Source organism: Streptococcus sp. V940 (assembly GCF_054353495.1).
Map to the genome: position 1 here is coordinate 293401 of NZ_JBTHHZ010000002.1, position 23042 is coordinate 316442.

21 protein-coding genes and 1 pseudogene are annotated in these 23042 nt (G+C 37.7%); 19 read left to right on the plus strand and 3 right to left on the minus strand.

From position 1 onward, the window contains the following. Nucleotides 1-14: 14 nt before the first annotated feature. The gene (locus tag ACXYSM_RS07295) at nucleotides 15-866 is read right to left on the minus strand and encodes a MurR/RpiR family transcriptional regulator (RefSeq protein WP_314944969.1); all 852 of its coding nucleotides are present in this window, start codon (nucleotides 864-866) and stop codon (nucleotides 15-17) included. 175 nt (nucleotides 867-1041) lie between these two features. Between ACXYSM_RS07295 and pbp2b the strand changes: the two genes are divergently transcribed. The 9 genes and pseudogenes from pbp2b to ACXYSM_RS07340 all read left to right on the plus strand — a co-directional run. After that, nucleotides 1042-3099 (plus strand): penicillin-binding protein PBP2B, encoded by a 2058-nt coding sequence (gene pbp2b / locus ACXYSM_RS07300; RefSeq protein ID WP_458634887.1) that lies wholly within the window; start codon nucleotides 1042-1044, stop codon nucleotides 3097-3099. Between the two features lie 10 nt (nucleotides 3100-3109). Further along, complete coding sequence (gene recR, locus ACXYSM_RS07305; RefSeq protein ID WP_000966747.1) at nucleotides 3110-3706, plus strand: recombination mediator RecR; 597 nt, start codon at nucleotides 3110-3112, stop codon at nucleotides 3704-3706. A gap of 165 nt (nucleotides 3707-3871) precedes the next feature. Next, the gene (locus ACXYSM_RS07310) at nucleotides 3872-4915 is read left to right on the plus strand and encodes a D-alanine--D-alanine ligase (protein WP_458634888.1); all 1044 of its coding nucleotides are present in this window, start codon (nucleotides 3872-3874) and stop codon (nucleotides 4913-4915) included. Nucleotides 4916-4968: 53 nt separating this feature from the next. Further along, entirely contained in the window at nucleotides 4969-6342 is a 1374-nt protein-coding gene (locus tag ACXYSM_RS07315; RefSeq protein WP_458634889.1) for a UDP-N-acetylmuramoyl-tripeptide--D-alanyl-D-alanine ligase, read from the plus strand. Further along, nucleotides 6329-6940 (plus strand): NUDIX hydrolase, encoded by a 612-nt coding sequence (locus tag ACXYSM_RS07320; RefSeq protein WP_458634890.1) that lies wholly within the window; start codon nucleotides 6329-6331, stop codon nucleotides 6938-6940. The genes ACXYSM_RS07315 and ACXYSM_RS07320 overlap by 14 nt, the downstream gene beginning before the upstream one ends. 107 nt (nucleotides 6941-7047) lie before the next feature. Continuing rightward, nucleotides 7048-7755, plus strand: a complete 708-nt coding sequence (locus tag ACXYSM_RS07325) for a YwaF family protein (protein ID WP_458634891.1) — start codon at nucleotides 7048-7050, stop codon at nucleotides 7753-7755. Nucleotides 7756-7913: 158 nt separating this feature from the next. Further along, the gene (gene rplM, locus ACXYSM_RS07330; protein WP_001044624.1) at nucleotides 7914-8360 is read left to right on the plus strand and encodes a 50S ribosomal protein L13; all 447 of its coding nucleotides are present in this window, start codon (nucleotides 7914-7916) and stop codon (nucleotides 8358-8360) included. An 18-nt stretch (nucleotides 8361-8378) separates the two neighbouring features. Further along, nucleotides 8379-8771: a 30S ribosomal protein S9 gene (gene rpsI / locus ACXYSM_RS07335; RefSeq protein ID WP_002893764.1), complete on the plus strand. Its 393-nt coding sequence runs from the start codon at nucleotides 8379-8381 to the stop codon at nucleotides 8769-8771. Between the two features lie 563 nt (nucleotides 8772-9334). Further along, nucleotides 9335-9718, plus strand: a pseudogene (locus tag ACXYSM_RS07340) (transposase); the annotation flags it as partial. 120 nt (nucleotides 9719-9838) lie between these two features. On the opposite strand, the gene gshAB reads toward ACXYSM_RS07340, so the two are convergent. Continuing rightward, on the minus strand, nucleotides 9839-12103 hold the full coding sequence (gshAB, locus tag ACXYSM_RS07345; RefSeq protein WP_458634892.1) for a bifunctional glutamate--cysteine ligase GshA/glutathione synthetase GshB: 2265 nt from the start codon (nucleotides 12101-12103) through the stop codon (nucleotides 9839-9841). A gap of 772 nt (nucleotides 12104-12875) precedes the next feature. On the opposite strand from gshAB, the gene ACXYSM_RS07350 reads away from it, so the two are divergent. The 3 genes from ACXYSM_RS07350 to ACXYSM_RS07360 all read left to right on the plus strand — a co-directional run bounded on the left by ACXYSM_RS07350 (nucleotide 12876) and on the right by ACXYSM_RS07360 (nucleotide 14918). After that, nucleotides 12876-13664, plus strand: coding sequence for a hypothetical protein (locus ACXYSM_RS07350; RefSeq protein ID WP_458634893.1), 789 nt, complete (start codon nucleotides 12876-12878; stop codon nucleotides 13662-13664). A 125-nt stretch (nucleotides 13665-13789) separates the two neighbouring features. Further along, nucleotides 13790-14329 (plus strand): hypothetical protein, encoded by a 540-nt coding sequence (locus tag ACXYSM_RS07355; RefSeq protein WP_458634894.1) that lies wholly within the window; start codon nucleotides 13790-13792, stop codon nucleotides 14327-14329. Nucleotides 14330-14387: 58 nt separating this feature from the next. After that, nucleotides 14388-14918 carry a hypothetical protein gene (locus ACXYSM_RS07360; protein WP_458634895.1) on the plus strand — a complete coding sequence of 177 codons (531 nt, stop codon included), beginning with the start codon at nucleotides 14388-14390 and terminating at the stop codon, nucleotides 14916-14918. Between the two features lie 195 nt (nucleotides 14919-15113). Here the strand turns inward: ACXYSM_RS07360 and ACXYSM_RS07365 are convergent, their stop codons facing one another. Then, a complete protein-coding gene (locus ACXYSM_RS07365; RefSeq protein WP_025169343.1) occupies nucleotides 15114-15452 on the minus strand; it encodes a helix-turn-helix domain-containing protein in 339 nt (112 codons plus the stop codon). A gap of 132 nt (nucleotides 15453-15584) precedes the next feature. Here ACXYSM_RS07365 and ACXYSM_RS07370 point away from each other — a divergent pair, with 132 nt between their 5' ends. The 7 genes from ACXYSM_RS07370 (at nucleotide 15585) to ACXYSM_RS07400 (ending at nucleotide 23006) form a co-directional block, all read left to right on the plus strand. Then, complete coding sequence (locus ACXYSM_RS07370) at nucleotides 15585-18194, plus strand: SEC10/PgrA surface exclusion domain-containing protein (RefSeq protein ID WP_458634896.1); 2610 nt, start codon at nucleotides 15585-15587, stop codon at nucleotides 18192-18194. 317 nt (nucleotides 18195-18511) lie between these two features. After that, the gene (locus ACXYSM_RS07375) at nucleotides 18512-19705 is read left to right on the plus strand and encodes a hypothetical protein (RefSeq protein ID WP_458634897.1); all 1194 of its coding nucleotides are present in this window, start codon (nucleotides 18512-18514) and stop codon (nucleotides 19703-19705) included. Nucleotides 19706-19993: 288 nt separating this feature from the next. Then, the gene (locus ACXYSM_RS07380) at nucleotides 19994-20308 is read left to right on the plus strand and encodes a hypothetical protein (RefSeq protein ID WP_458634898.1); all 315 of its coding nucleotides are present in this window, start codon (nucleotides 19994-19996) and stop codon (nucleotides 20306-20308) included. After that, nucleotides 20308-21384, plus strand: a complete 1077-nt coding sequence (locus ACXYSM_RS07385) for an AAA family ATPase (protein ID WP_458634937.1) — start codon at nucleotides 20308-20310, stop codon at nucleotides 21382-21384. The genes ACXYSM_RS07380 and ACXYSM_RS07385 overlap by 1 nt, the downstream gene beginning before the upstream one ends. Then, a complete protein-coding gene (locus ACXYSM_RS07390) occupies nucleotides 21381-22004 on the plus strand; it encodes a hypothetical protein (protein WP_458634899.1) in 624 nt (207 codons plus the stop codon). The genes ACXYSM_RS07385 and ACXYSM_RS07390 overlap by 4 nt, the downstream gene beginning before the upstream one ends. 164 nt (nucleotides 22005-22168) lie before the next feature. Then, the gene (locus ACXYSM_RS07395; protein WP_458634900.1) at nucleotides 22169-22756 is read left to right on the plus strand and encodes a replication protein; all 588 of its coding nucleotides are present in this window, start codon (nucleotides 22169-22171) and stop codon (nucleotides 22754-22756) included. Next, nucleotides 22746-23006, plus strand: coding sequence for a helix-turn-helix transcriptional regulator (locus ACXYSM_RS07400; RefSeq protein ID WP_458634901.1), 261 nt, complete (start codon nucleotides 22746-22748; stop codon nucleotides 23004-23006). The genes ACXYSM_RS07395 and ACXYSM_RS07400 overlap by 11 nt, the downstream gene beginning before the upstream one ends. Nucleotides 23007-23042 lie beyond the last annotated feature (36 nt).

The following is a 23042-nucleotide window of genomic DNA, read 5'->3' on the forward strand; positions in this document are numbered from 1 at the left end:
AATGGTTTTCAATTTCAGGGTTTTCTATGTCTTGTGTTTCTACGATAACCATTCAGTCTATTATTCTCCCAATAGCTATTAAAGATTTTTTCTTTACTTTCGCGATCGATCTCTAGGAAATAAGCGTAGAGTAAATCAATGATAATCAGCATTGGAATCTGAGCAGAAATTCGTTGAATATAAGATGCTTGGTTTTGGCTTGCGACCAAAACAGTTTCTGTAAATGCTTGAGTATCCTTATTCGGTGAACTTGTAAATAGAACTGTCTTAGCTCCCATATCCTGGGCATCTAATAAACTATCGATGATGGACGGTGTTGTTCCTGAGAGGGAAAAACCAAAGACCAGACATTTTTCATCAATGATACTAGTTGTCCAGGCAAAACCATCTGGATCTGTTAAGGCTTCACAGACGACACCCAATCTCATAAAACGTAGCTTCATCTCACGTGCGACTAGACCAGAACTCCCAGTTCCGAAAAAATACACGCGTTCTGATTGCTCAATCATCTGAGCTACACGTTCCAATTGCTCATCGTCAATCAATCCTTGAGAAATTTCTCGCACATTTGCATAACTTCTGAGAACTCGTTGAGTCAAAGGATTCATATCCTGTTGAGGAGCAGAAAGAGTGTCTTTTTGTTGTTGATATTTGAAGATGAATTCTCGATAGCCCTTAAAACCACACTTCTTGGCAAAACGAGTGAGCGCCGCCTGGGAAATATGAAGTTTTTGCGTGACTTGTTGAGAGGATAAATCATCATTTATGGTATCTGCCTGCAGAAAATAGCGGGCAATTTCTTGCTCTAAATCGGTCATCTCTTCAAAGTGAAGGTCGATAATCGTAGAGATATCTTGCTTATTCATGGAACTCCTTTTATAGCTATTTGCCAAAATTACTTTGACAAATCTAACAAATAAAATAGCGCTTACCTCCATTATATCATAGAAAATAATTTTTGGACCAAAAAGGAAAAGTCTTTTCTTTTTCCATAATTTTCTACCTAAATTATGGTACAATGAAGAGTGTAATTTTATAGAAATGAGACTGATTTGTATGAGAAAATTCAATAGCCACTCGATACCGACACGGCTTAATTTGTTATTTGCAATCGTCATTTTGCTCTTTTTAGCAATTATTGGTCGTTTGCTTTATATGCAAGTTCTTCATAAGGATTTTTATGAAAACAAACTCGCTTCTGCTAGCCAAACTCGAGTAACCATGGGTTCCGCTCGTGGAGAAATTTATGACGCAACAGGAAAACCTTTAGTCCAAAATACCGTTAAACAAGTTGTTTCCTTTACACGAAGCAACAAGATGACTGCGGCTGATTTGAAGGATATTTCTAAAAAATTGTTGACCTATGTCACAGTCACCTCTCCAGAGTTGACGGACCGTCAAATGGCTGATTACTACTTGGCTGATGCTGAAGTTTATAAGAAGACAGTTGAAGCTCTTCCAAAAGATAAACGATATGATTCAGATGGCAATCAACTTTCCGAATCTGAACTCTATAACAACGCTGCTGAGAGTATTACTTCCAGTCAATTAGACTACTCAGAGGATGAAAAGAAGGCAATTTATATCTTTAGTCAGCTCAATGCAGTAGAAAATTTTGCGACAGGAAATATTCAAACCGATCCTTTGAGCGATACACAGGTAGCTGTGATTGCTTCTGCATCTAAGGAATTGCCAGGTATTTCCATCTCTACTTCATGGGACCGAAAAGTCTTAGAAACTTCTCTTTCATCTATAGTTGGAAGTGTTTCTAGTGAAAAATCTGGTCTTCCAGCAGAAGAAGTAGACGCTTATTTGAAAAAAGGCTACTCGCTCAATGACCGTGTTGGGACTTCCTATCTTGAAAAGCAATACGAAGAAGTCTTGCAAGGAAAACGTACTGTCAAGGAAATCCATTTGGACAAGCACGGAGACATGGAGAGTGTAGAAAATATCGAAGAAGGAAGCAAGGGTAAAAATATCAAATTGACCATTGATTTAGCCTTCCAAGATAGCGTAGACAGTCTCTTGAAGAGTTATTTCAACTCAGAACTTGCCAATGGTGGAGCCAGATATTCAGAAGGTGTCTATGCAGTAGCCCTCAATCCTAAGACAGGTGCTGTGTTAGCCATGTCAGGAATGAAGCACAATGTAGAGACTGGAGAACTGACCACAGACTCACTCGGAACTGTCACCAATGTCTTTGTTCCAGGATCTGTCGTTAAGGCTGCAACCATCAGTTCAGGTTGGGAAAATGGGGTCTTGTCAGGAAATCAAACCTTGACAGATCAACCAATCGTCTTCCAAGGTTCTGCCCCTATCAATTCCTGGTATACCCCTTATTACGGTTCTTTTCCGATTACAGCCGTTGAGGCCTTGGAGTATTCATCCAATACTTACATGGTCCAAACTGCTCTTGGAATCATGGGGCAAACTTATCAGCCAAATATGACAGTAGGAACCAACAATCTTGAGTCTGCTATGGGGAAACTCCGTTCAACCTTTGGTGAATATGGTTTGGGTGTGTCTACAGGAATCGATTTGCCAGATGAGTCAACAGGCTTTATCCCTAAAGACTATGATTTGGCCAACTATCTAAATAATGCCTTTGGACAGTTCGACAACTACACACCGATGCAGTTGGCTCAGTACGTAGCAACTATTGCTAATAATGGTGTTCGCTTAGCTCCTCATATCGTGGAAGGAGTCTACGACAACAATGAACAAGGTGGTCTAGGAGAACTTATTAAGCAAACGGACAGCACAGAAATGAATAAGATTAATATTTCTGAGTCTGACATGTCTATCTTGCAACAAGGCTTTTACCAAGTATCGCACGGGACAAGTGCTCTCACGACAGGTCGTGCCTTTTCAAATGGTGCAGCAGTCTCTATCAGCGGAAAAACCGGTACAGCCGAAAGTTACGTGAACGGCGGCCAAAATGCCGACAATACCAACGCCGTGGCCTATGCACCGACAGATAATCCGCAGATTGCGGTTGCGGTAGTATTCCCGCATAACACCAACCTAACTAACGGTGTCGGACCTTCGATTGCTCGCGATATTATCAATCTATACAACCAATACCATCCAATGAACTAGAAAGGAAGCCATGCTTTACCCAACACCTATAGCTAAGCTGATTGACAGTTATTCTAAACTTCCGGGTATCGGGATTAAGACAGCAACCCGACTGGCCTTTTATACCATTGGGATGTCGGATGATGACGTCAATGAATTTGCAAAAAATCTCCTGGCAGCCAAGCGAGAATTGACCTATTGCTCTATTTGTGGGCGTTTGACAGATGATGATCCTTGTTCTATCTGTACCGATCCTAGCCGTGACCAGTCTACGATTCTGGTTCTGGAGGATAGTCGTGATGTCGCTGCCATGGAAAACATCCAAGAATACCACGGACTTTACCATGTTTTACACGGTTTGATTTCCCCTATGAATGGAATTAGCCCAGATGACATCAACCTCAAAAGTCTCATGACTCGCCTCATGGATAGCGAAGTTTCAGAGGTTATCGTGGCCACCAATGCAACAGCAGATGGTGAGGCGACCTCCATGTATATCTCTAGACTACTTAAACCTGCAGGGATTAAGGTTACTCGTCTAGCACGAGGTCTAGCAGTAGGAGCTGATATCGAATATGCGGACGAAGTAACGCTCCTAAGAGCTATTGAAAATCGTACAGAACTTTAGTCTGTAAGGATATAGAACAGGCAATTAGTTAGCAGATAAGACTTTAAGAAATCAAGAGACTGGATTTATTTTTAATTCAGTCTCTTTTGTGCTATTCAAGTTTAAAAAAATAAACAAATGTGATATACTAAAAAGCGAGTATTCTAGTAGAAATAGGACAATTATATGAAACAAACAATTATTCTATTATATGGTGGACGCAGTGCAGAGCGTGAAGTGTCTGTATTGTCAGCTGAGAGTGTCATGCGTGCGGTTAACTATGACCATTTTGCAGTCAAAACTTTCTTTATCAGCCAGTCTGGTGATTTCATCAAAACCCAAGAATTTACCCAAACTCCTGGCCAAGATGAACGTCTCATGACCAATGAAAGGATTGATTGGGACAAGAAAATTGCTCCAAGTGCTATCTACGAAGAAGGCGCAGTTGTTTTTCCAGTTCTTCATGGACCTATGGGAGAAGACGGTTCCGTTCAAGGTTTCCTAGAAGTCTTGAAAATGCCTTATGTCGGTTGCAACATCTTGTCTTCAAGCCTTGCTATGGACAAAATCACGACTAAACGTGTCTTGGAATCTGCTGGCATTGCCCAAGTCCCTTACGTAGCTATTGTTGAAGGAGATGACATAGCTTCTAAAATCGCAGAAGTTGAAGAAAAATTAACTTATCCAGTCTTTACCAAACCATCTAATATGGGTTCTAGTGTTGGTATTTCTAAGTCTGAAAATAAAGAGGAGCTCCATCAAGCTCTCGAACTCGCCTTTAAATATGATAGCCGTGTCTTGGTAGAGCAAGGCGTCAATGCGCGTGAAATCGAAGTTGGGCTTTTAGGAAACTATGATGTCAAGAGCACTCTACCTGGTGAAGTTGTCAAGGACGTAGCCTTCTATGACTACGAAGCAAAATACATTGATAACAAGATTACTATGGATATTCCAGCCAAGATTAGTGATGATGTAGTAGCAGTCATGCGTAAAAATGCAGAAGCTGCCTTCCGTGCTATTGGCGGGCTTGGTCTCTCACGTTGTGATTTCTTCTATACAGATAAGGGAGAAGTTTTCCTAAATGAGCTCAACACCATGCCAGGATTTACCCAATGGTCTATGTATCCATTGCTCTGGGACAATATGGGGATTAGCTATCCAGAACTAATCGAGCGTTTGGTTGAGCTTGCTAAGGAAAGCTTTAACAAGCGTGAAGCACACCTATTGTAAAGATAGCTATAAGGGCGGGGCAAGACTCCTTGCCCATTTTTAAAGGAGTAAACATGAAACTTACCATTCACGAAGTCGCGCGTCTTGTTGGTGCAAAAAATGATGTGACAAGCTATGCGGATAGCGCGCTAGTCAAGGCTGAGTTTGATAGTCGTTTGATTGGACCTGGTGATCTATTTGTGCCACTCAAGGGGGCGCGTGATGGTCATGACTTTATCGAGACGGCTTTTGAAAACGGTGCTGCTGTAACCTTGTCAGAGAAGGAAGTAGCAGATCATCCTTACATTTTAGTAGAGGATGTTTTGACAGCCTTTCAAGCTCTTGCAGCTTATTACCTTCAAAAGACAGGAGTAGATGTCTTTGCTGTTACAGGTTCGAACGGTAAGACAACGACCAAGGATATGTTGGCTCATCTGCTTTCTACAAGCTACAAAACCTACAAAACGCAAGGAAATTACAATAACGAGATTGGATTGCCTTATACAGTTCTCCATATGCCGGATGACACTGAGAAATTGGTCTTGGAGATGGGTCAGGATCACCTAGGAGACATCCATCTCTTGTCTGAATTGGCTCATCCAAAAACAGCTATTGTGACTCTGGTCGGAGAAGCTCATTTGGCTTTCTTTAAAGACCGTTCTGAGATTGCCAAAGGGAAATTACAGATTGCTGATGGGATGGAGAAAGGTGGCTTGCTTTTGGCGCCAGCTGATCCTATTGTAGAGGATTATCTACCTACTGAGCAAAAGGTAGTTCGCTTTGGTCCAGGTGCAGAACTCGAAATTACGGAACTAACTGAGCGTAAGGATAGCTTGACTTTCAAGGCTAATTTCTTGGAGAAATCCCTTGATTTGCCAGTAACAGGTAAATACAATGCGACCAATGCCATGATCGCTTCTTATGTAGCTCTTCAAGAAGGAGTGACTGAGGAGCAGATTGGTCAAGCCTTCCAAAATCTAGAGTTGACCCGCAATCGTACCGAGTGGAAAAAAGCATCCAACGGTGCAGATATCCTATCAGATGTTTACAATGCTAACCCAACAGCCATGAAGTTGATTTTAGAAACTTTCTCTGCTATCCCAGCTAATGAAGCTGGCAAGAAAATCGCAGTTCTGGCGGATATGAAAGAACTGGGAGACCAGTCTGTTCAACTCCATAATCAAATGATTTTGAGCCTGTCACCAGATGTCCTTGATACTGTTATTTTCTACGGTGAAGATATCGCTGACCTAGCTCAATTAGCCAGTCAAATGTTCCCAATCGGTCATGTTTACTACTTCAAGAAAACAGCTGAGGAAGACCAATTTGAAGCCATGGTTAAGCAGGTCAAGGAAAGTCTTGGTGCAAATGACCAAATTCTACTTAAAGGTTCCAACTCTATGAATCTAGCCAAGCTAGTAGAAAGTCTAGAAAATGAGCACAACTGATTTCGCCAAAGCTATGCAGAGAATGTTAGCGATTACCGATACTGGGTTGACCTATACAAAGGATCCAATTGATCGTGAACGTTATGAGGATTTACGTCAGATTTTATGGAGTGTTTTGCAGGATCAAACAGAGCTCAATCAAGAGGAATTGACTGCGATCTTAAAACCAACAGGTAGCTATGCAACTCCCTTGATGGATGTAAGGGCTTGGATTATTCAAGACCAGAAGATTTGCCTGGTTAGAGGGCAAGGAGAGGATACTTGGGCATTACCTGGTGGCTTTGGTGAGGTAGGATATTCTCCCAAGGAAAATATCCGAAAAGAAGTTCAGGAAGAAACAGGATTTTCAGCAGAAGTAGGCTCTTTATTGGCAGTTTTTGATACCAACCGCTTTCAACTTCAGAACAAGCAGTATGCCAAGTTCGTCTTTGACTGTCAGTTATTAGATGGACAATTTCAAGAAAATCAAGAAGTTGCTGAATTAGGATTTTTTGATATTGCAAATCTCCCTCCCCTATCTGAAAAAAGAATAACCAAGGAACAAATGGATATTCTATGGCAGGTCTATCAGGGTGAGCGGGAACAATATGTCGATTAGAAGTTTTACTTTATATTAAGATTACACAAAATTATAAGAAATAAATGTAAGCTAGGCTCTATAGAGATGAGTAAGAGACCTGCTTATATGAAGATGAGGAAAATTATATGAATGTTTGGGATGTTTTATTTACCACCCATCCGACGGAGCCACCCCAATTTGGATTTACTTGGTACGCAAGCACATTTGCCTTACTGTTTTTGACAATTTATCTTGCTTACCGCTATCGTGATAATAAGATTTGTCAACGATTTTTCCAGATTTTACAGACAGTACAGTTAATCGCGCTTTACAGTTGGTATTGGATCAACCAGTTCCCGCTGTCAGAAAGCTTGCCTTTCTATCATTGCCGATTAGCCATGTTTGTAGTTCTATTGCTACCAGGTGTTTCAAAAACCAAGCAGTATTTTGCTGTATTGGGCACCTTCGGAACGATTGCATCCTTTGTTTATCCAATCCCAGACGCGTACTCTTTCCCGCACATCGTTATTCTGTCCTTTATTTTCGGGCATCTAGCCCTTCTTGGAAATTCCTTGATTTATCTTTTAAACCACTACGATGCTCGACTGTTAGATTTTAAAGGTATTCTGATACTGACCTCTTTACTCGATGGTTTGATTTTTATGGTCAATTTAGTGACGGGTGGAGATTACGGATTTATGACAAAACCACCATTGGTGGGAGACCATGGTCTTGTGGCTAATTATATCATTGTCACTCTATTTTTGACTTGTGCTATTTTCCTCTTCTCGAAAGCTTTTCAAGTCATCACTCAGGAGAAGGCAGAAAGACGATTGAAAATCTGGCAGAAATAAAAAATATTTTCCCAACCGCTTGACTTTTATCTGAGAATTTTGATACAATAGTAGGCGGTATTGTTTACCCCATTTGTAAGGCCCCGGAACCTTTCAAATAACTTGCGGACCGGAACATCCGCCCTGTAAACAAAAACGACATTCATATAGGAGAAATCATGAACAAAACTACATTTATGGCTAAACCAGGCCAAGTAGAACGCAAATGGTACGTTGTTGACGCAACTGATGTACCTCTTGGACGCCTTTCAGCAGTTGTTGCTAGCGTACTTCGCGGAAAAAACAAACCAACATTCACACCACACACTGATACAGGTGACTTCGTAATCGTTATCAATGCTGAAAAAGTTAAATTGACTGGTAAAAAAGCAACTGATAAGATCTACTACACTCACTCAAACCACCCAGGTGGATTGAAACAAATCTCTGCTGGTGAACTTCGTTCTAAAAATGCAGTTCGTTTGATCGAGAAATCAGTTAAAGGTATGCTTCCACACAATACTCTTGGTCGCGCTCAAGGTATGAAATTGAAAGTATTCGTTGGAGCTGAGCACACTCACGCTGCACAACAACCAGAAGTTCTTGATATTTCAGGACTTATCTAAGGAAAGGAACAATAAAGTATGTCACAAGCACAATATGCAGGTACTGGACGTCGTAAAAACGCTGTTGCACGCGTTCGCCTTGTTCCAGGAACTGGTAAAATCACTGTTAACAAAAAAGATGTTGAAGAGTACATCCCACACGCTGACCTTCGTCTTGTAATCAACCAACCATTCGCAGTTACTTCAACTGCAGGTTCATACGACGTTTTCGTTAACGTTGTAGGTGGTGGATACGCTGGTCAAGCAGGAGCTATCCGTCACGGTATCGCTCGTGCCCTTCTTCAAGTAGACCCAGACTTCCGCGATTCATTGAAACGCGCAGGACTTCTTACACGTGACTCACGTAAAGTTGAGCGTAAGAAACCAGGTCTTAAGAAAGCTCGTAAAGCATCACAATTCTCAAAACGTTAATCAATACGATTATATCAACGTTTACAGACATTCAAGAATTTTCTCTTGGATGTCTTTTTTGTATAAAAAATAGTTGTTTTTCGGAAAGTTGATTTATAGTTTCTTTTAAATATAAAATTAAAAAGATGTGCAGGTTGTAATTAACTTGTGCATTTTTTTTGTTTAAGGTGAATTCAAAGTATCCTAATATACCATATAGCTGAGAAATAAATCAAAATAGGGAAAAGAAGATATTGACAGAATTCCAGGGTTTGGTATAACAGTCAACTAGATAGTTACAATGATCAACAGGAGATATTCCTGAAGGTGTAATGTAAGATATTAGTGAAAAGATCGGAGAACATACATGGAATATAGTAAACTAGGCTGGAAAGAAGTTAGTAAGTTTGAGGAAATAAAAGGTTATGGACAACATATTTGGCGACATCATGAGAAATAATTTTTTGTTACAGATGAAGGGGGAATAGTTGAACAGAGGGTAGTCTATGAATTACCATATAGAACTATTTCAATCACCCTACTAAGTTTTTCTGAGTTACTTGAAAAGTCTAACTTAATTTGACAATTTAGGCAATAAAGAAATCCTAGACAAGCTTTTGAGCTATTTAGAAGACTTGAAATACCACTATAATCTCTATCAGCTCTTGCTTTTTCACTTTCAGAATAAGGAACCAGAGAAATTTTTTGGACTCATTGAAGACAATATAAAGAAGGTTCATTCTCTTTTTCAGACTGTCTTTAAAACATTTCTAAAGGACAAAGGGAAAATCATCAATGCCCTTCAGTTATCCTATTCCAACGCAAAATTGGAAGCGACTAATAATCTCATCAAACATATCAAACGCAATGCCTTTGGTTTTCGGAACTTTGAAAACTTCAAGAAGCGAATTTTCATCGCTCTGAATATCAAAAAAGAAAGGACGAAATTTGTCCTTTCTCGAGCTTAGCTTTTCTTCAACCCACTACAGTTGACAAAGAGCCGTAGATTTTAGGTATTTACCTTGTCTACTTAAGAGGTATCATATCATCGAGATAAAGGTGATTTGTTTGTTCCTAAGAATTAGGTTTTAGGTTTGACTTGTGGCAACTTCTGGAAACAGCTTATCTAGGATTTTTGGAGTGATAGCTTGTCCAGGACCTTCGGCACAGTAGGTGTGCATATACATCGAAGGGTTAAAGTTGAGTTCGATACAAGTGCAATGAGGATTTTCCTTGCTGGCAGGCTGAGTTTTATCTGGAATGATGAGGTCAACCCCACAAGCCCAGGCGCCCATGCTAGTTGCCATGGCTGCGGCCAATTCTTGGTAAGAGGAATCCATTGTCTCGGTGACATCAATAGAGTCACCGCCTGTAGAGATGTTGGAGTTACGACGCAGATTGACCTTTTTCCCTTCTGGGAGAATATCATCAGGTGCATAACCTTGCTGAGTCAACATCAATTGTTCGATGTCTCCTAGCTCAATGATTTCCAGCGGTGACCGGTGATCACGTCCTCGCAATGGGTTGGCATTTTTCTGAGCGACTAATTCACGAATGGTGTGTTTGCCATCACCGACAACATTGGCAGCGACACGAAGGAGGACAGCCTCACAACGCCCATCCAAGATAAAGAAACGGTATTCGGTTCCTGGGATAAATTCTTCAACCAGGACAGCTGTATCTTCTGCAAAGGCAATCTCGAGGGCTTTCTTATAGTTATCAAGGCTGGCAGGCTCTTGGAAAATGGAAATGCCCAGACCGAAGTTGGTTGATTTTGGTTTAACCACAATTTGCTTGCCCTTGATAAGAGGATAGTAGGCTAGACCTTGTTCTAGACTGGTAAATTCGTCGCCGGCAGGGACAGGGAAGCCAGCATCAGCCAGGATTTTTTTGGTCACGGTTTTATTAGCCATGGCAAGAGGAACTACATAGTTGTCTTTTGAGGTCATATTACCATTTTTGACGTACTCAACATGATCTTTATGCCAGAGTTTAAGGAATTGATCCTGCTCATCTAGGATTTCAAAATGAAGCCCTTTTTGAATGGCATCAAAGAGCAGCATCTGGGTAGAAAGTTCCATCTCCTCATAACCCTTAAGGGCATAGTGGGCAGTCCAGTCGTAATCATGATAGGCAAGAGCCTTGTCGAGGGCAAAGTCAGCAAGGGACTTGTCTTTGATATGAGGAAGAAGTTGGGCAGCTAGCGTCTTGTTCGGATCTGCAAAGGCATCTTTAACTTGTTTGACCAGACCTTGATGATAGTCACCAAGCCCAAAATGTTGCACCAGTTGGTCTAGAGCTGTCGTAATGTTCTGAGTTTCAGCTTCAGAAGGTAGAGGTTCTAAAGGATGAGAGAGGGCAATTTTTTCATTCAGTGCGTGACCTTGAGCCAGAGCCTGATCAACATTTTCAGGGGCATCCAGCCAGAGGAAGGCTAGAAGGAGTAGGTGTACGGTATCCATGGTAGTTTGGCTAATACCGATACGCTCAAAGGGGTTGAGGTCGAAGTTACGGAATTCTAGGTAGGTGATTCCCTTGTCAAGGAAGGAGCGATTAACCTTTTGTCCACGGAAACGAACAGCCGAGTAAAATTCCTTTTCCGCAATCAAATCACCTTGTTCGATATAGTTTTCGATGGCAGAGACATAGTCTTCTAGGCTTGCAAAAGATACTTGTATTTCTTCCTTATTGACATAACCATGGTCGCTGTTTCGGAAGGAACGCACGAGTTCTGGCACTTCTTGGTCGAAGAAGCCTTGCTCAGCAACAGGTGCAGCACCAAAGAGATAGGTGATCACCCAACGATAGCGCAAATAGTTCTGAGCCAGCTTAAGATAGAGGGCATTTTTGAAAGCAATTATATCAATCTGGTCACTTTCTTGGAATAGGGCCTCAACCAAATCTTTCCCTAGTTCCATATTATAGTGGATACCTGAGATAGCTTGTAGTTTAGTTCCGTATTTTTCGGCCAGGTAGTTACGATAATGGCGTTCAAATTCATTTTCCAGTTGGGCAACTTGGATTTCTTGGGCGTTGATACGAGGAGGCATGGACAAGGGCCAGAGAAGTTCATCTTTACTGATGGAACGTCCAGCTACATCGGTAATGGCTCCAAGAAATCGACGAGCCTCAGTGGTAGATTTAGCAACTGGTGTGATGAGTTCCATCTGAAACTCACAAAAATCTGTTTGAATATAAGGGTGGAAACTTCGAGCTCCTAGGCAGGAAGGGTGAGGCGTATGTGCTAATTTTCCCTGTCTATCGACACGAAGACTTTCGCGTTCAATTCCAAAGTTAGCTTGAAGGATAGGGCTAGTAGGCTCCAGCTTTTGAAGCAGTTGATTTATAGTCATAGAGTCACCTTTTCATCTAATGTTAGTGTTAGTCTATTATAAATAGGAACAAAAAACAAATTTCTGCTACGTACGGCTATGATTTACCAACATTTAACGCAAGTTTGTGAAAAATGAGCAGGTTTTAGAGTTGTTTTTTTCTCTACCTATTTTTCTAAAACTGGGGAAAATCTGATATAATAAGCTTTGTAGGTGTATTATATTAATACTTACAGAACCGAACTATTCCCCTATTTAAGAAATATTGATTCAAATTTTATGAAATCAATCAGTAAATATCGTTCATAAAAACCTTGATATTACGCTATTTTTAGTCCAACTGAAACTCATACTTTCCAAACTAGGTTTTATGTTTTACAAAGAACTTTTGGAAAATCCAGATGAAATTTCAGTCTCTACCTTTTTCTCTACCTTTTTTTCTGAGACTGTTATAAAGTTTGTCAGAATAAGCTTTGTAGGTGTAGAAGTTAATTTTTACAGAGGTTAAATAGTGGGTCATTACGTTTCAGTAGAAACGAAAAAACCTTGATTTAACGCGATTCTTGAATTTTCAAAATTCAATGTATTGCAATAAAAATCAACCGAATGACTACATTTTTGACTACATTTTTTGTGAAATAAATTAGATGTTCGGATATATAGAAAACGCTCTAGTCATATTGTCTAGAGCGTTTTTGTGTTGTTTAAGAAAATTAGATGTTGGTTTTAGATAACTACACATTTCAGATTTTTTGAAAGAAGATTTAATTGTTGATAACTAGAAAGGATTATTATGTTTACAAAAAATAAATTTCAATACTGTATTTACAATCATGAGAGACTAGAACTTCATGAACTACAAAAGGAATATCAAAAGGATAAAGCTGGGACAAAACTTAAGTATGAAAACCAATTATTTTGTCCTGGTTGTTACAAAGTGGATTTAGTGATAAACGAGAAAAAAGGGAAAATCTATTTGTCGAGCCATCCTAAATCACCTCATGCTGACGGATGTGAATATGCTTTGGAATCGGCTTCGAAAATGGAACTGAAAGAATACTATGAGAAAATTAATGCAGACTTAGCTGAGCGACTCTTAAATCATATTCTAGAAGAAAAGGCCACTAGAGTAATCCATCCAAGGAGCTTCAATTCTCTGCAAAATAATAATGAGGTGTCTGATGTAAAATTTGTTTTAGAAAATAAAGTCGGTATCAGAAAATATTTACCTCGTAGATCCCTCCTCCTAAATGAATTAGAAGTATCTGACCATCTGACAATGTACTATGGAGAGTGTAAGGTGTTTCTAGGAAAAACTGATAAGAAGTACTACCTACGAATGTTTCGAAACAATGATCATGCAAAGTATATCTGTAATTTAGTAATTCCTGAAAGGGTGTATAGATATTTGGAAGGTGAATTAAGATTTATTCCACAATCAGAAGATTTAAGTTTTAAACATTCAAGGGCCAATGCAGTTCCTGTAAAATTAGCTTTTGTTTCAACTATGAAGAAAAAACAAGAATATTATAATGGATACTTGAGTTTTTCAAAATTACTTAGGGTAAAATGTATGGACTAGTTAATTTTATCCCAATGCCTAGCTAGTTATACACAAAAAATGTCAATATTGAGTAGAAGACTGAGCTTTTTTTAAAAAAATGGTCTACAATATAAATATAGACAAATAAGAAGGAGTAAAAAAATATGGTATATCTTCACAGATTTTTAGGGCAATGGTTAGATAAAAACCACTCTTCAGATAAAGCCTCAATTATCCGAAAAGCATTGTCTATCGGCAGTGGGGTTGACGAATACCTAAGACAAATAGAAGTGCGCAGACGGTTCACACAGGCAGTAAACCAAGGTAGATATTTTTATACCGTACCTAAAGAAGTTGAAATTGGAGATACCAGAGCAGATAGGTATTATCGTCTAGAACTGAAAGACTATGAGAGTGTGGCCTCTAATACTGTCTTTTATGGTAATGGAACATCTATTATTGTTAAGGCACTATTTGAGGGTAAAGGAGAGATAGTACGTATCTATGAGTATGAAACATTAGAAATGCTTATAGATGATTTAAGAGAAGAAGTAGCTATCACAATCAGTTGTCTCTATAAACCTTGCTATTTACTAGCAAGTGACTTTGAAGAGTTTCAGCCAAGACTTGAACTCGGCAAGATTTATTGCCACAACCCTCACGCACCTCGATATCGTAAACCAATTGCTGAAGTAGAAATTTAAAACTCTTATAATCAATTAGAATAGATATTTTTCTCAAGTTTTAAAGAGGAGTATTGCCATGGGACTTTCGTATGCACCAGATTATGTATGGACAGATCATTTTGTTGAAAGAGCTAATGAACGATTTGGAATTAAAGAAGAGCAACTTCCTAAATGGATTTCTAAGCAGATAAATAGCTTGACACCATATGATTCAAGCGAGGGACAAACTCCGGAAAAGCGAAAGTATATATCTGATAGTGGAATTATTTTTGTTTGTGATACGATTGAACATAGATTTATCACTTGTTATGAGGCTAATGATTGGATTGCTGATGGTAAAAAGATAACGATACATGATAATAATGTAGACTTGTTTAAGCAAGAAGTTGAAAAATTATCAAGGAAATACTACTTAAAAGACACGAAAGAAATGTTACTGAGTGTAAGAGATCATTTGACCGAATTTAATCAAATTGCTGAAAAATTAATGGCAGGAAGAGTCAGTCAACAAAATTTTGAGCTCATTAGTAAATTTATTGATGAATTTCACGCAGTAAGAGCTGCTGTGAGAGTAATTGAGACTAAAAAGAATGATTTCAAACAATAATTTCAGTGATACATTTCATTTTTAAGTTTTAACAACAAAAAAGCACTGTCGGAGGAAGTGATCCGCACCCTCTAAATCGTATGTAAAAATAAAAGGTAGAACAAAAGTAGAAAATTTTTAATGAATTTTTGAAGAATTTGTTAAAATAAGCAAGACTGTAAAATAAAACCCAACCAAAATTTATTTTGGCTGGGTTTATTTGATATTCTTTACAATCTCATTAAATGAAGATATAATTTTTCCTTGCTTATCTTTGGGTAATTTTGTTAAGTTTTCAAAAAGTACTTCTGAAGAATCTTCTCGATCTGATTCAAATGATTGTAGGTTGAAGAACTCCTCGACCGTTAGATTTAGGGCTTTGATTACGGATTCAAGAGTTTTTATCTTAAAATCATACTTCATGTTCTCTATATTTTGAATCGCTTTAACACCTAGGCCAGCGATTTCAGATAATTTTTCTTGACTTAATCCCTGTGCTTTTCTACACTCACGTATGCGAAATGCGATATGCTTTTGTAATTTATTATATTCCATGTTATCTACCATTTTACTATCTGTTTTCTCTAAAAATAAGTATAATAAACTATCCAAAAACAATAAAAGTATGGTAAAATAGTACTATAGTTTAATAAAATGCATAGGGCATTGTACAAAAGGAGTTTATAAATGTCAAAAGCTACGGAAAATAGTCATAGTACTGCTAAAAAATTGTATACGGGTACGGTTATTTCTGCCATCGCAGCAACTGCAAGTCTTGTCGGCACAATCGGAACTGCTCACGCAGATACAGTAGAGATTCCATTGCCTACAACTGCTCAAACCGAACCAGCCTTGGTAGAGAAAGAAGCGCCTAAGAAAACTGAAGTGAAAGTTCCTACTAAGGAAGTCACAAAAGGTCAAGTTGACGAAGCAAAGGACAAACTTGATAAATCTACCAAGGCAGTAGCAGACTCACAAGCGAAAAAAGACCAAGCGCAGACTGAAAAAGACCAAGCACAGACTGAAAAGGATAATGCTCAGACTGAAGTAAATAAGGCGCAAGCAATCAAGGACAAAGCTACACCAGAAACTATTGAAAAGCAAAAGCAAGAAGTTGCCAATGCTGAAACTGGTAAGACGAATGCTGAAAAGCAAGAAAAAAATGCTGAAAATGACCTTGATAAAGCGAAACAAGTAGCAGCAGACCAAGAAAAAGTGGTTAAGAAGTCCGAGGGCAAGGTAGATAGTGCTGAAACTGAAGTCAAAAATGCTCAGACTAACGTAGATAACGCACAAGCTATCCTTGACGGTACAGGACAAGCGAAAGTTGTCGCTGAAAAGGGTAATGCTGAAAAAGCACAAGCGCAAGCGCAGACTGGAGTATCAAACGCTGAAAATTCTTTGACACAAGCCAAGGCTGATGATAAGAAACGTGCTGAAGATATTTCAAGCGCTCAGAAAGAACTGACACAAGCTAAGAATACCGTAGCAAGCACTCAAACTACTTTGACAAACGCAACTAATAAAGCTAATCAGACACAAACTGCTCTTGATAACGCACAAACTACATTCACTAAGGCTGAAAGCAACTACAAGGCTATCAATACTATTCAATTATCAGATGCCTACGTATCTGCATTGAAAGCCTATGCGACAAACCCTTACCACCCTTTTAATCAAGAAGCAGAGTGGCAAGCGCACAATGACAAAGCAGTTAAAACTCTAGTAGCAGAGTACAAGCCAAATATCAATGCGAACTCATTCAAATCTAATGCGAATGACAAAGCGACAACGGTTGACGCTAACAATCTGACAACAGAACAAATGACCGAGCTTTCTCTATATGCTAGCGACCTATTGAACCAAATTCGTGAACGTTTTGGAACACCTAAGACGGTTGTGACAAAAGGTATGGTAAAAGTAGCTGATGAAGTGACTGACGGTTATGTAGCTGATAATTGGGGATTCGGAAAAGGTCACGATAGCAAAGCAGTAAATAACGTGGCTCGTAAGTATGGATTGCCTACTTATGAAGATGATACTCACCAATATCTTGAAAACCTCAATAGTAGCAATAATGGTGATAAAATTCATACGATGGATGATGCTAAGAAGTGGGTTTACACAAGCATTATTGAAATGATGTTCACTGATTGGGAGTGGGAACACGCTCAAAACCTCGCAGGGTTATCGTCTGCTGGTGCTAATAAAGAATATCTAGGAGTGGACTTATCTAGTAGCCTTGGACGAACTAGCGCTCATTTCTTGACGGTATCAGACAAACAAGTATCTGGCAATAAGCTAGATAAGACTGAAGTACCTAACACTAACTCGGTAGAAAGCATTGTGAAAGCCTATAACAATGCAAAAGCTACCCTATTAAATGCTCAGACTGTAAATTCTCAAGCACAACGTGAAAAAACAAGTGCCTCAACAGAGAATATTAAAGCTAAAGGAAAGCAAGCGACTATTGAAAAACGCTTGAACGCTCTTAAAGCGACACCACTTAAAACACCAACTGCTGAACGCAATCTTACAAATGCAAAAAATACGCTCGCTAGTGCGAACGAGCGCTTAAAAAACGCTAAAAAAGCACTAGAAGCCTTGACTGCTGATGTTAAAATCAAGCAACAAAACCTTGACAAAGCGAAACAAGAACTTGCTAATAAGCAGACTGCCCTTACTAACGCAAAAAACAACCTAGCAAATGAAAAAGCTAAGTTGGAAGAGTTGAAATCTCTAATCAAGATCGCTGAGAAAAATCTCACGCTATCTAAAGAGAAAGTAACACAAGCTACTAAAACTCTTGAACAAGCCAAGGCTGACCTTGAAAACTTGCTCAATGCGGAGCCTAACCTAGCTAAAGCTAAGAATATCCTTGCTCAAAAAGAAACTACTCTTAAAGAGAAAGCAACTGCTTTGAAAGAAGCACAAGCTATCCTTGACAAGTTGTTACAAGAGCAGAAAATCGACCAAGAAACTTATGACAAACTCTTTGCCTTGTATAGCGCACAAGTAGAAGCTAAACGTTTAGCTGACCTTGAAGCACAGAAACAAGCTATCATCAGTTCTGGTGAAACACCTGTCGAAGTCTATGACGAAACTGGTAAACTTGTAGCGTATGAAGTTAAACCTAAACCAGTCGCTCAATCACCTGTATCTTACAATGGTGCATGGACTAAGAAACAAGGTAAATCATTGCCAAACACAGGTGAAAATTTAAGTGTACTTGGATTAATTGGATTTTCAATTCTTAGTGTACTTGGTTTATCAGTAAATAAGCGAAAGAATAAATAAAAATAGTAAAGTAGTTCTAATCGAAAAATCGATAAAATTCAGATAGATCTATTAAGCATTTCGTAAATTTTACGAAATGCTTTTTTGTGTGATGATAATTATCTAGAATGCAGAGTCAGAAATCTAATAATCTTGGAAGATTATAGAGTTATATATGTTATTTTATAAGGTGGAAAAGAGCTTGTTTTATCCTGACTAAAAGAGCCTATGTCCGTTTTTGCCTATCATAGTTTTACATTTCATATTCGGTGGTTTAAAATAGAATAGAGAACATAAATAAAAAAATATATCAATTTTTGAAAGGAAATAGGAATAATTTGAAATTAAATGTTGAGGGAATATTAGCAAAAGAAGTATCAGAAAATTTTTCTTATTATTTAGAGCGTTCAATATATAAGAGAAGTACCTTCCCAGGCAATAATGGTGACTTAAAAAGAATTGAACAAAACGATAGAATTGTTGAACATAGGAAACATAAAGGGAAAGAAGTAGCATCAAGTTTAATTACTGAAGGGTTCGTTCAATCGTGTGAAGAAAATTTAAAATGTTCAAAAATGGATTTGTTCTTTGGAGGCAAGGTAAAGTTGGTTAACCTTGTGCAATCACTTTTTTATGATGCGTGTAATATAGCTTTAGTACACGATTTAGACATAATTGAGGAGAAAAATCCACAATTTGAACTTTGTCCATATGAAAGATGTGACAAAAGACTTCAGCAAAGTGTGCTTGATTTATTTTCTTTATCCGGAGAATTTTGTGTGAACAGAGAAAACTTTTGTGAGAAAACTTTTCCGATGATGTTTTATTATGATTACGACTCTAATGGCGAATGCCATTTTAGTACATATCATTCTGAGAGTATAAAAATAGAGAAGAAGCGACATAGAAAGCAATTAATGGGAATATCTGTAAGAAGAAATGAATTATTTAGATTTCTATGGTCCTTTGGAAAAGAAGAACTATTGCGTTCATTTACTGAAAAAATTATTAACTTTTTGGTGACAGTACCAATGGGATCAGATAAAAAACCAATCAAATTTCATGAACTTAATAATAGAGTTTCGGACTGGCTTAATGAAGATGTAGCAACTATTATTATTCCAAATATTAGAAGTAGGCTTGAGAATAGTACCTTGTTTTCTTACGGGATAGAGGTTAAGTGTTTACTTAGAATAAGGAATAGTATTAAAAAGGATTACTCAGCAATTAAAGAGGATTCAAAAGTTAGAGTAGATATTATAGAAAAAGGAAGTAATAATAGCGACGATTATAAAAACAAAATAATAGCTGAACATCAAGTTCCGTACAGTGATTTATTGTATTTTCTTATAGAAGTAAGAAATAGGGGATATGATACTAAAGTTTATAACTGGAAGTATGATAAAAATGCTATGGAATTTTTGGGAAAAAGCAGAGTTCAAGATATTGATTTGCAGATTATAGATTGTATTATGAAGCAGAGAATGTATTTGGAATTAGTTCCTGAAGGTTCAGAAATGAATATTATCTAACACTATAGAGTAAGAAAGATAAAATTTTTAATTACTTAATAATAAAAAGAGAGGTGAGAGCCTCTCTTTTTATGTAATATTGGCTTTAATTTTAATTATGCATGATATTAGTTAAAATTATACTTTAGTCAATATAAATTATTTCGTTATGAAGTTCGTTAGAACGAACGACTTTTTTTCACGAATATAATAATTTTATTAAAAAGTAATTGAGTTACAATAGTCTTGTCGAATGAATGAGCTCATATTTGACAACGATTTTATAGAAATTTAAAAGAGGTACATTACATGAAAACAAAAAATCGTAAGAATGGCTACTCAGCTAATACTGCAAAACAATATGTTGATCAAAAACAAGCAATTCACTGCTTGAGCACTGAATTTGAGGCGCAAATTAAGTTCGAGGACGGTCAGCCGACCGGAGAAATCATCGGCCATAAGGCCTGGTTTTCTCAGAAAGGTTTACCACCTTTTCAAGTAAAATTCGAATCTGAAGTTGCACTTCCGTCTTATTTAGCAATGGTTGATTTTGACAATCTAGAAGCATGCGAAGTCGGCTACAATGTCTATTTCCGAGCAAATGGCATTAAAGAGGTCAAATGATGACTACTAAGGAACTTGCACAATACTTGCTCCAGAGTCTCAATATGGGACTTGGAGCAATCATGCAAGGAGAAACTAGTTATACTAATAGTTTTGATATAAAAATCATGAAAGATGGTTTTATATTTATACCAAGACTACCATCCGGTTACATTATCGATGCTGAACTCTATCAGAAAATTTTTCTGATTGCTAATGCAGCTCTCTTTCCAAGGTATACGGTATTAAAACAGAACTCTGCTTACTTTCTTGCTCTTGAAACGGATGATATACATGTGCAACGAGGTTTGTTTTTTCCGTGGAAAGAAGGGATTTCTGAAAGACTTGTAATCTCAGATTTAGATCGGTTTGTTTTGAAAGAAGAAAAAAACATGATACCAATTATGAAGAATTTAGCTTTGAATTTTAACAAAGTAACTTCTATAGCTATCGCAGGAAATAGCGGTTCAGGAAAATCATATGCTTTGACTTATTTTCTAAGTTTATTGAAAAATTTTTCCGATTTAATCATTGTCGATCCCAAATTCGATACACCATCAAGGTGGGCCCGTGAAAATAGGATTTCAGTTATCCATCCTAAACGTAATCGTTCAAAGTCAGACTTTGTATCGGAGATAAATGAAAATCTAAGTTCCTGCTTAAATCTTATTCAAGAAAGGCAAGAGATTCTCTATGAAAATTCTGAGGAAGAATTTAAGCATTTAACTATTGTAATAGACGAAGTTCTAGCGTTATCAGAAGGTGTCAATAAAACGATAAAAGAATCTTTCTTTTCGCTCTTATCACAGGTTGCTTTACTAGGACGAGCGACTAGAGTTCACCTTTTATTAGTTAGTCAACGTTTTGATCATAACACAATTCCAGTTTCCGTTAGAGAGCAACTGAATGTGTTGATTCAGATTGGAAATATCAATAAGAAAACAACGCAATTTCTATTCCCAGACTTGGATCCAGAGGGTATTGTCATACCGGTTGGAAAGGGCACCGGTTTGATACAAATCATTGATAATGAGCATCCTTATCAAGTTCTTCCTTTACTCTGTCCGACTTATTATACAAAGAAAGGTATTTTATGAATATCAAAAAGAATTTCTTTCAGAGAACGTTTAATTTTACAGTAACGCTACTTATATATGGTTTGTTTTTCCTTTGTTTTACAATTGGTCTTAGATTGCTACAGGATTTGATAGCAAATGCTCAAAGTACATACTTATCTCATCTACTTGAGACGATAAATCAATGGGCTAGTAAAGGTGAGTACTATACAAAAATTCTAGCAATTTTATTACCGTTAATCGCAGTATTTCTCATTATAGTTGAGTTGATTTCACGTGCTATTTATGACAAACCGAGTAATTACTTTAGATCTGCTTATCAAACACTTCGCCTTATTCAGTTTTTGAGACAAGACGAGAATTCTCAACTAGCATTTTCAATTGATAACCCTTCTACTGTGACAAGGTTCAATCCTATTTTAAGGAAATTCAATAGAGCAACATCTAAGTGTGTTGTTGACGTAAGAAAAGATTCTGTAACGATTGTGATTAAGTATCCGAAAACTCAACAGGCTCAGAAACTTCTGAGAGACATGGAAACCTACATCAAAGAAGAAATTTCTAGTCGCAATCCAGAATATTATTTTTCTGCACCAAATAGGAGAGGTAATAAGCTTTGGTTTAAGTCTACAAAAAGATAATAAATTGGCGGTGCTCGGTTCACGTAGTGAAGACCGAAAGTACTGCCTCATCATAAAATCTAATTGACAGATACAATGGGGTTACTACGACCCCCATTGTATCAGTAATCAATAATCACATGAATTGCAAATAATTTGAAAATGCTTTTTGAAGGGAGGTATTCATGGTCAAAGATAAACGTTCGAATAAATGGGCATTTCTGATTTATCAAGAAAGTGCACCGAAAAATTATCTTGATATTCTAGAGGAAATGCATATTCCATTTATATTGAGTCCTTGGCACGATAAGGATGTAAATAAAGCAACAGGAGAATTAAAAAAAGCACATAAGCATGGAGTTCTATTTTTTGAATCGCTCAAAAGTTATACGCAGGTTTCAGAGCTTCTAACTGAAAAACTACATACACCTTCTCATGTAGAGGTAGTCATGTCACCAAAGGGGATGTATGACTATTTCATACACGCAGAGAATCCTGACAAAACACTTTACAATATGGATGAGATTGAATCTGGTTGTGGTTTTGAATTGGAGCAATTTCTAATTACTAACAATAATGAAGAATATCTTTCAACTGTAATTGATATCATTGAAGAACGCAACTTTACTGAGTTTAATAATCTTGTTAGATATGCGAGAGTTGAAAATCCTCCGTTGTTGAATCTTATTATTGATAAGACGTTCTTTTTCGCAAAGTATCTGGATTCGCGTAGACACTCAAGTAGCAGAAAGGAGAGTGAAAATGACGAATAATGAACTCATTAAATTGAATCAAATCGAGCAAATTTTGAATTGTTTGCTTGCTTTGATGCAGAAACAAGAGAATGCTCAAAAGCATGTAAGTATTCTTACTCAGAAAGAGCTGCTTTCGATACTTAAGATTTCGCCCAATACGTTAAAGTCGTGGGAGAAGACAGGGCTCAAGCGTTTAGAACCACCAATCGAGGGGACTCGCACAGTCTACTACAGAATGGAGGATGTGCTGAACTATTTAACACCTTAATTTTAAAAATGTGCTAAAATAGTAATATCACATGAA

Coding starts and splice junctions, on each gene's coding strand:
- ACXYSM_RS07295 (WP_314944969.1), bottom strand. CDS start 866: ATGAATAAGCAAGATATCTCTACGATTATCGACCTTCACTTTGAAGAG.
- pbp2b (WP_458634887.1), top strand. CDS start 1,042: ATGAGACTGATTTGTATGAGAAAATTCAATAGCCACTCGATACCGACA.
- recR (WP_000966747.1), top strand. CDS start 3,110: ATGCTTTACCCAACACCTATAGCTAAGCTGATTGACAGTTATTCTAAA.
- ACXYSM_RS07310 (WP_458634888.1), top strand. CDS start 3,872: ATGAAACAAACAATTATTCTATTATATGGTGGACGCAGTGCAGAGCGT.
- ACXYSM_RS07315 (WP_458634889.1), top strand. CDS start 4,969: ATGAAACTTACCATTCACGAAGTCGCGCGTCTTGTTGGTGCAAAAAAT.
- ACXYSM_RS07320 (WP_458634890.1), top strand. CDS start 6,329: ATGAGCACAACTGATTTCGCCAAAGCTATGCAGAGAATGTTAGCGATT.
- ACXYSM_RS07325 (WP_458634891.1), top strand. CDS start 7,048: ATGAATGTTTGGGATGTTTTATTTACCACCCATCCGACGGAGCCACCC.
- rplM (WP_001044624.1), top strand. CDS start 7,914: ATGAACAAAACTACATTTATGGCTAAACCAGGCCAAGTAGAACGCAAA.
- rpsI (WP_002893764.1), top strand. CDS start 8,379: ATGTCACAAGCACAATATGCAGGTACTGGACGTCGTAAAAACGCTGTT.
- gshAB (WP_458634892.1), bottom strand. CDS start 12,103: ATGACTATAAATCAACTGCTTCAAAAGCTGGAGCCTACTAGCCCTATC.
- ACXYSM_RS07350 (WP_458634893.1), top strand. CDS start 12,876: ATGTTTACAAAAAATAAATTTCAATACTGTATTTACAATCATGAGAGA.
- ACXYSM_RS07355 (WP_458634894.1), top strand. CDS start 13,790: ATGGTATATCTTCACAGATTTTTAGGGCAATGGTTAGATAAAAACCAC.
- ACXYSM_RS07360 (WP_458634895.1), top strand. CDS start 14,388: ATGGGACTTTCGTATGCACCAGATTATGTATGGACAGATCATTTTGTT.
- ACXYSM_RS07365 (WP_025169343.1), bottom strand. CDS start 15,452: ATGGAATATAATAAATTACAAAAGCATATCGCATTTCGCATACGTGAG.
- ACXYSM_RS07370 (WP_458634896.1), top strand. CDS start 15,585: ATGTCAAAAGCTACGGAAAATAGTCATAGTACTGCTAAAAAATTGTAT.
- ACXYSM_RS07380 (WP_458634898.1), top strand. CDS start 19,994: ATGAAAACAAAAAATCGTAAGAATGGCTACTCAGCTAATACTGCAAAA.
- ACXYSM_RS07385 (WP_458634937.1), top strand. CDS start 20,308: ATGACTACTAAGGAACTTGCACAATACTTGCTCCAGAGTCTCAATATG.
- ACXYSM_RS07390 (WP_458634899.1), top strand. CDS start 21,381: ATGAATATCAAAAAGAATTTCTTTCAGAGAACGTTTAATTTTACAGTA.
- ACXYSM_RS07395 (WP_458634900.1), top strand. CDS start 22,169: ATGGTCAAAGATAAACGTTCGAATAAATGGGCATTTCTGATTTATCAA.
- ACXYSM_RS07400 (WP_458634901.1), top strand. CDS start 22,746: ATGACGAATAATGAACTCATTAAATTGAATCAAATCGAGCAAATTTTG.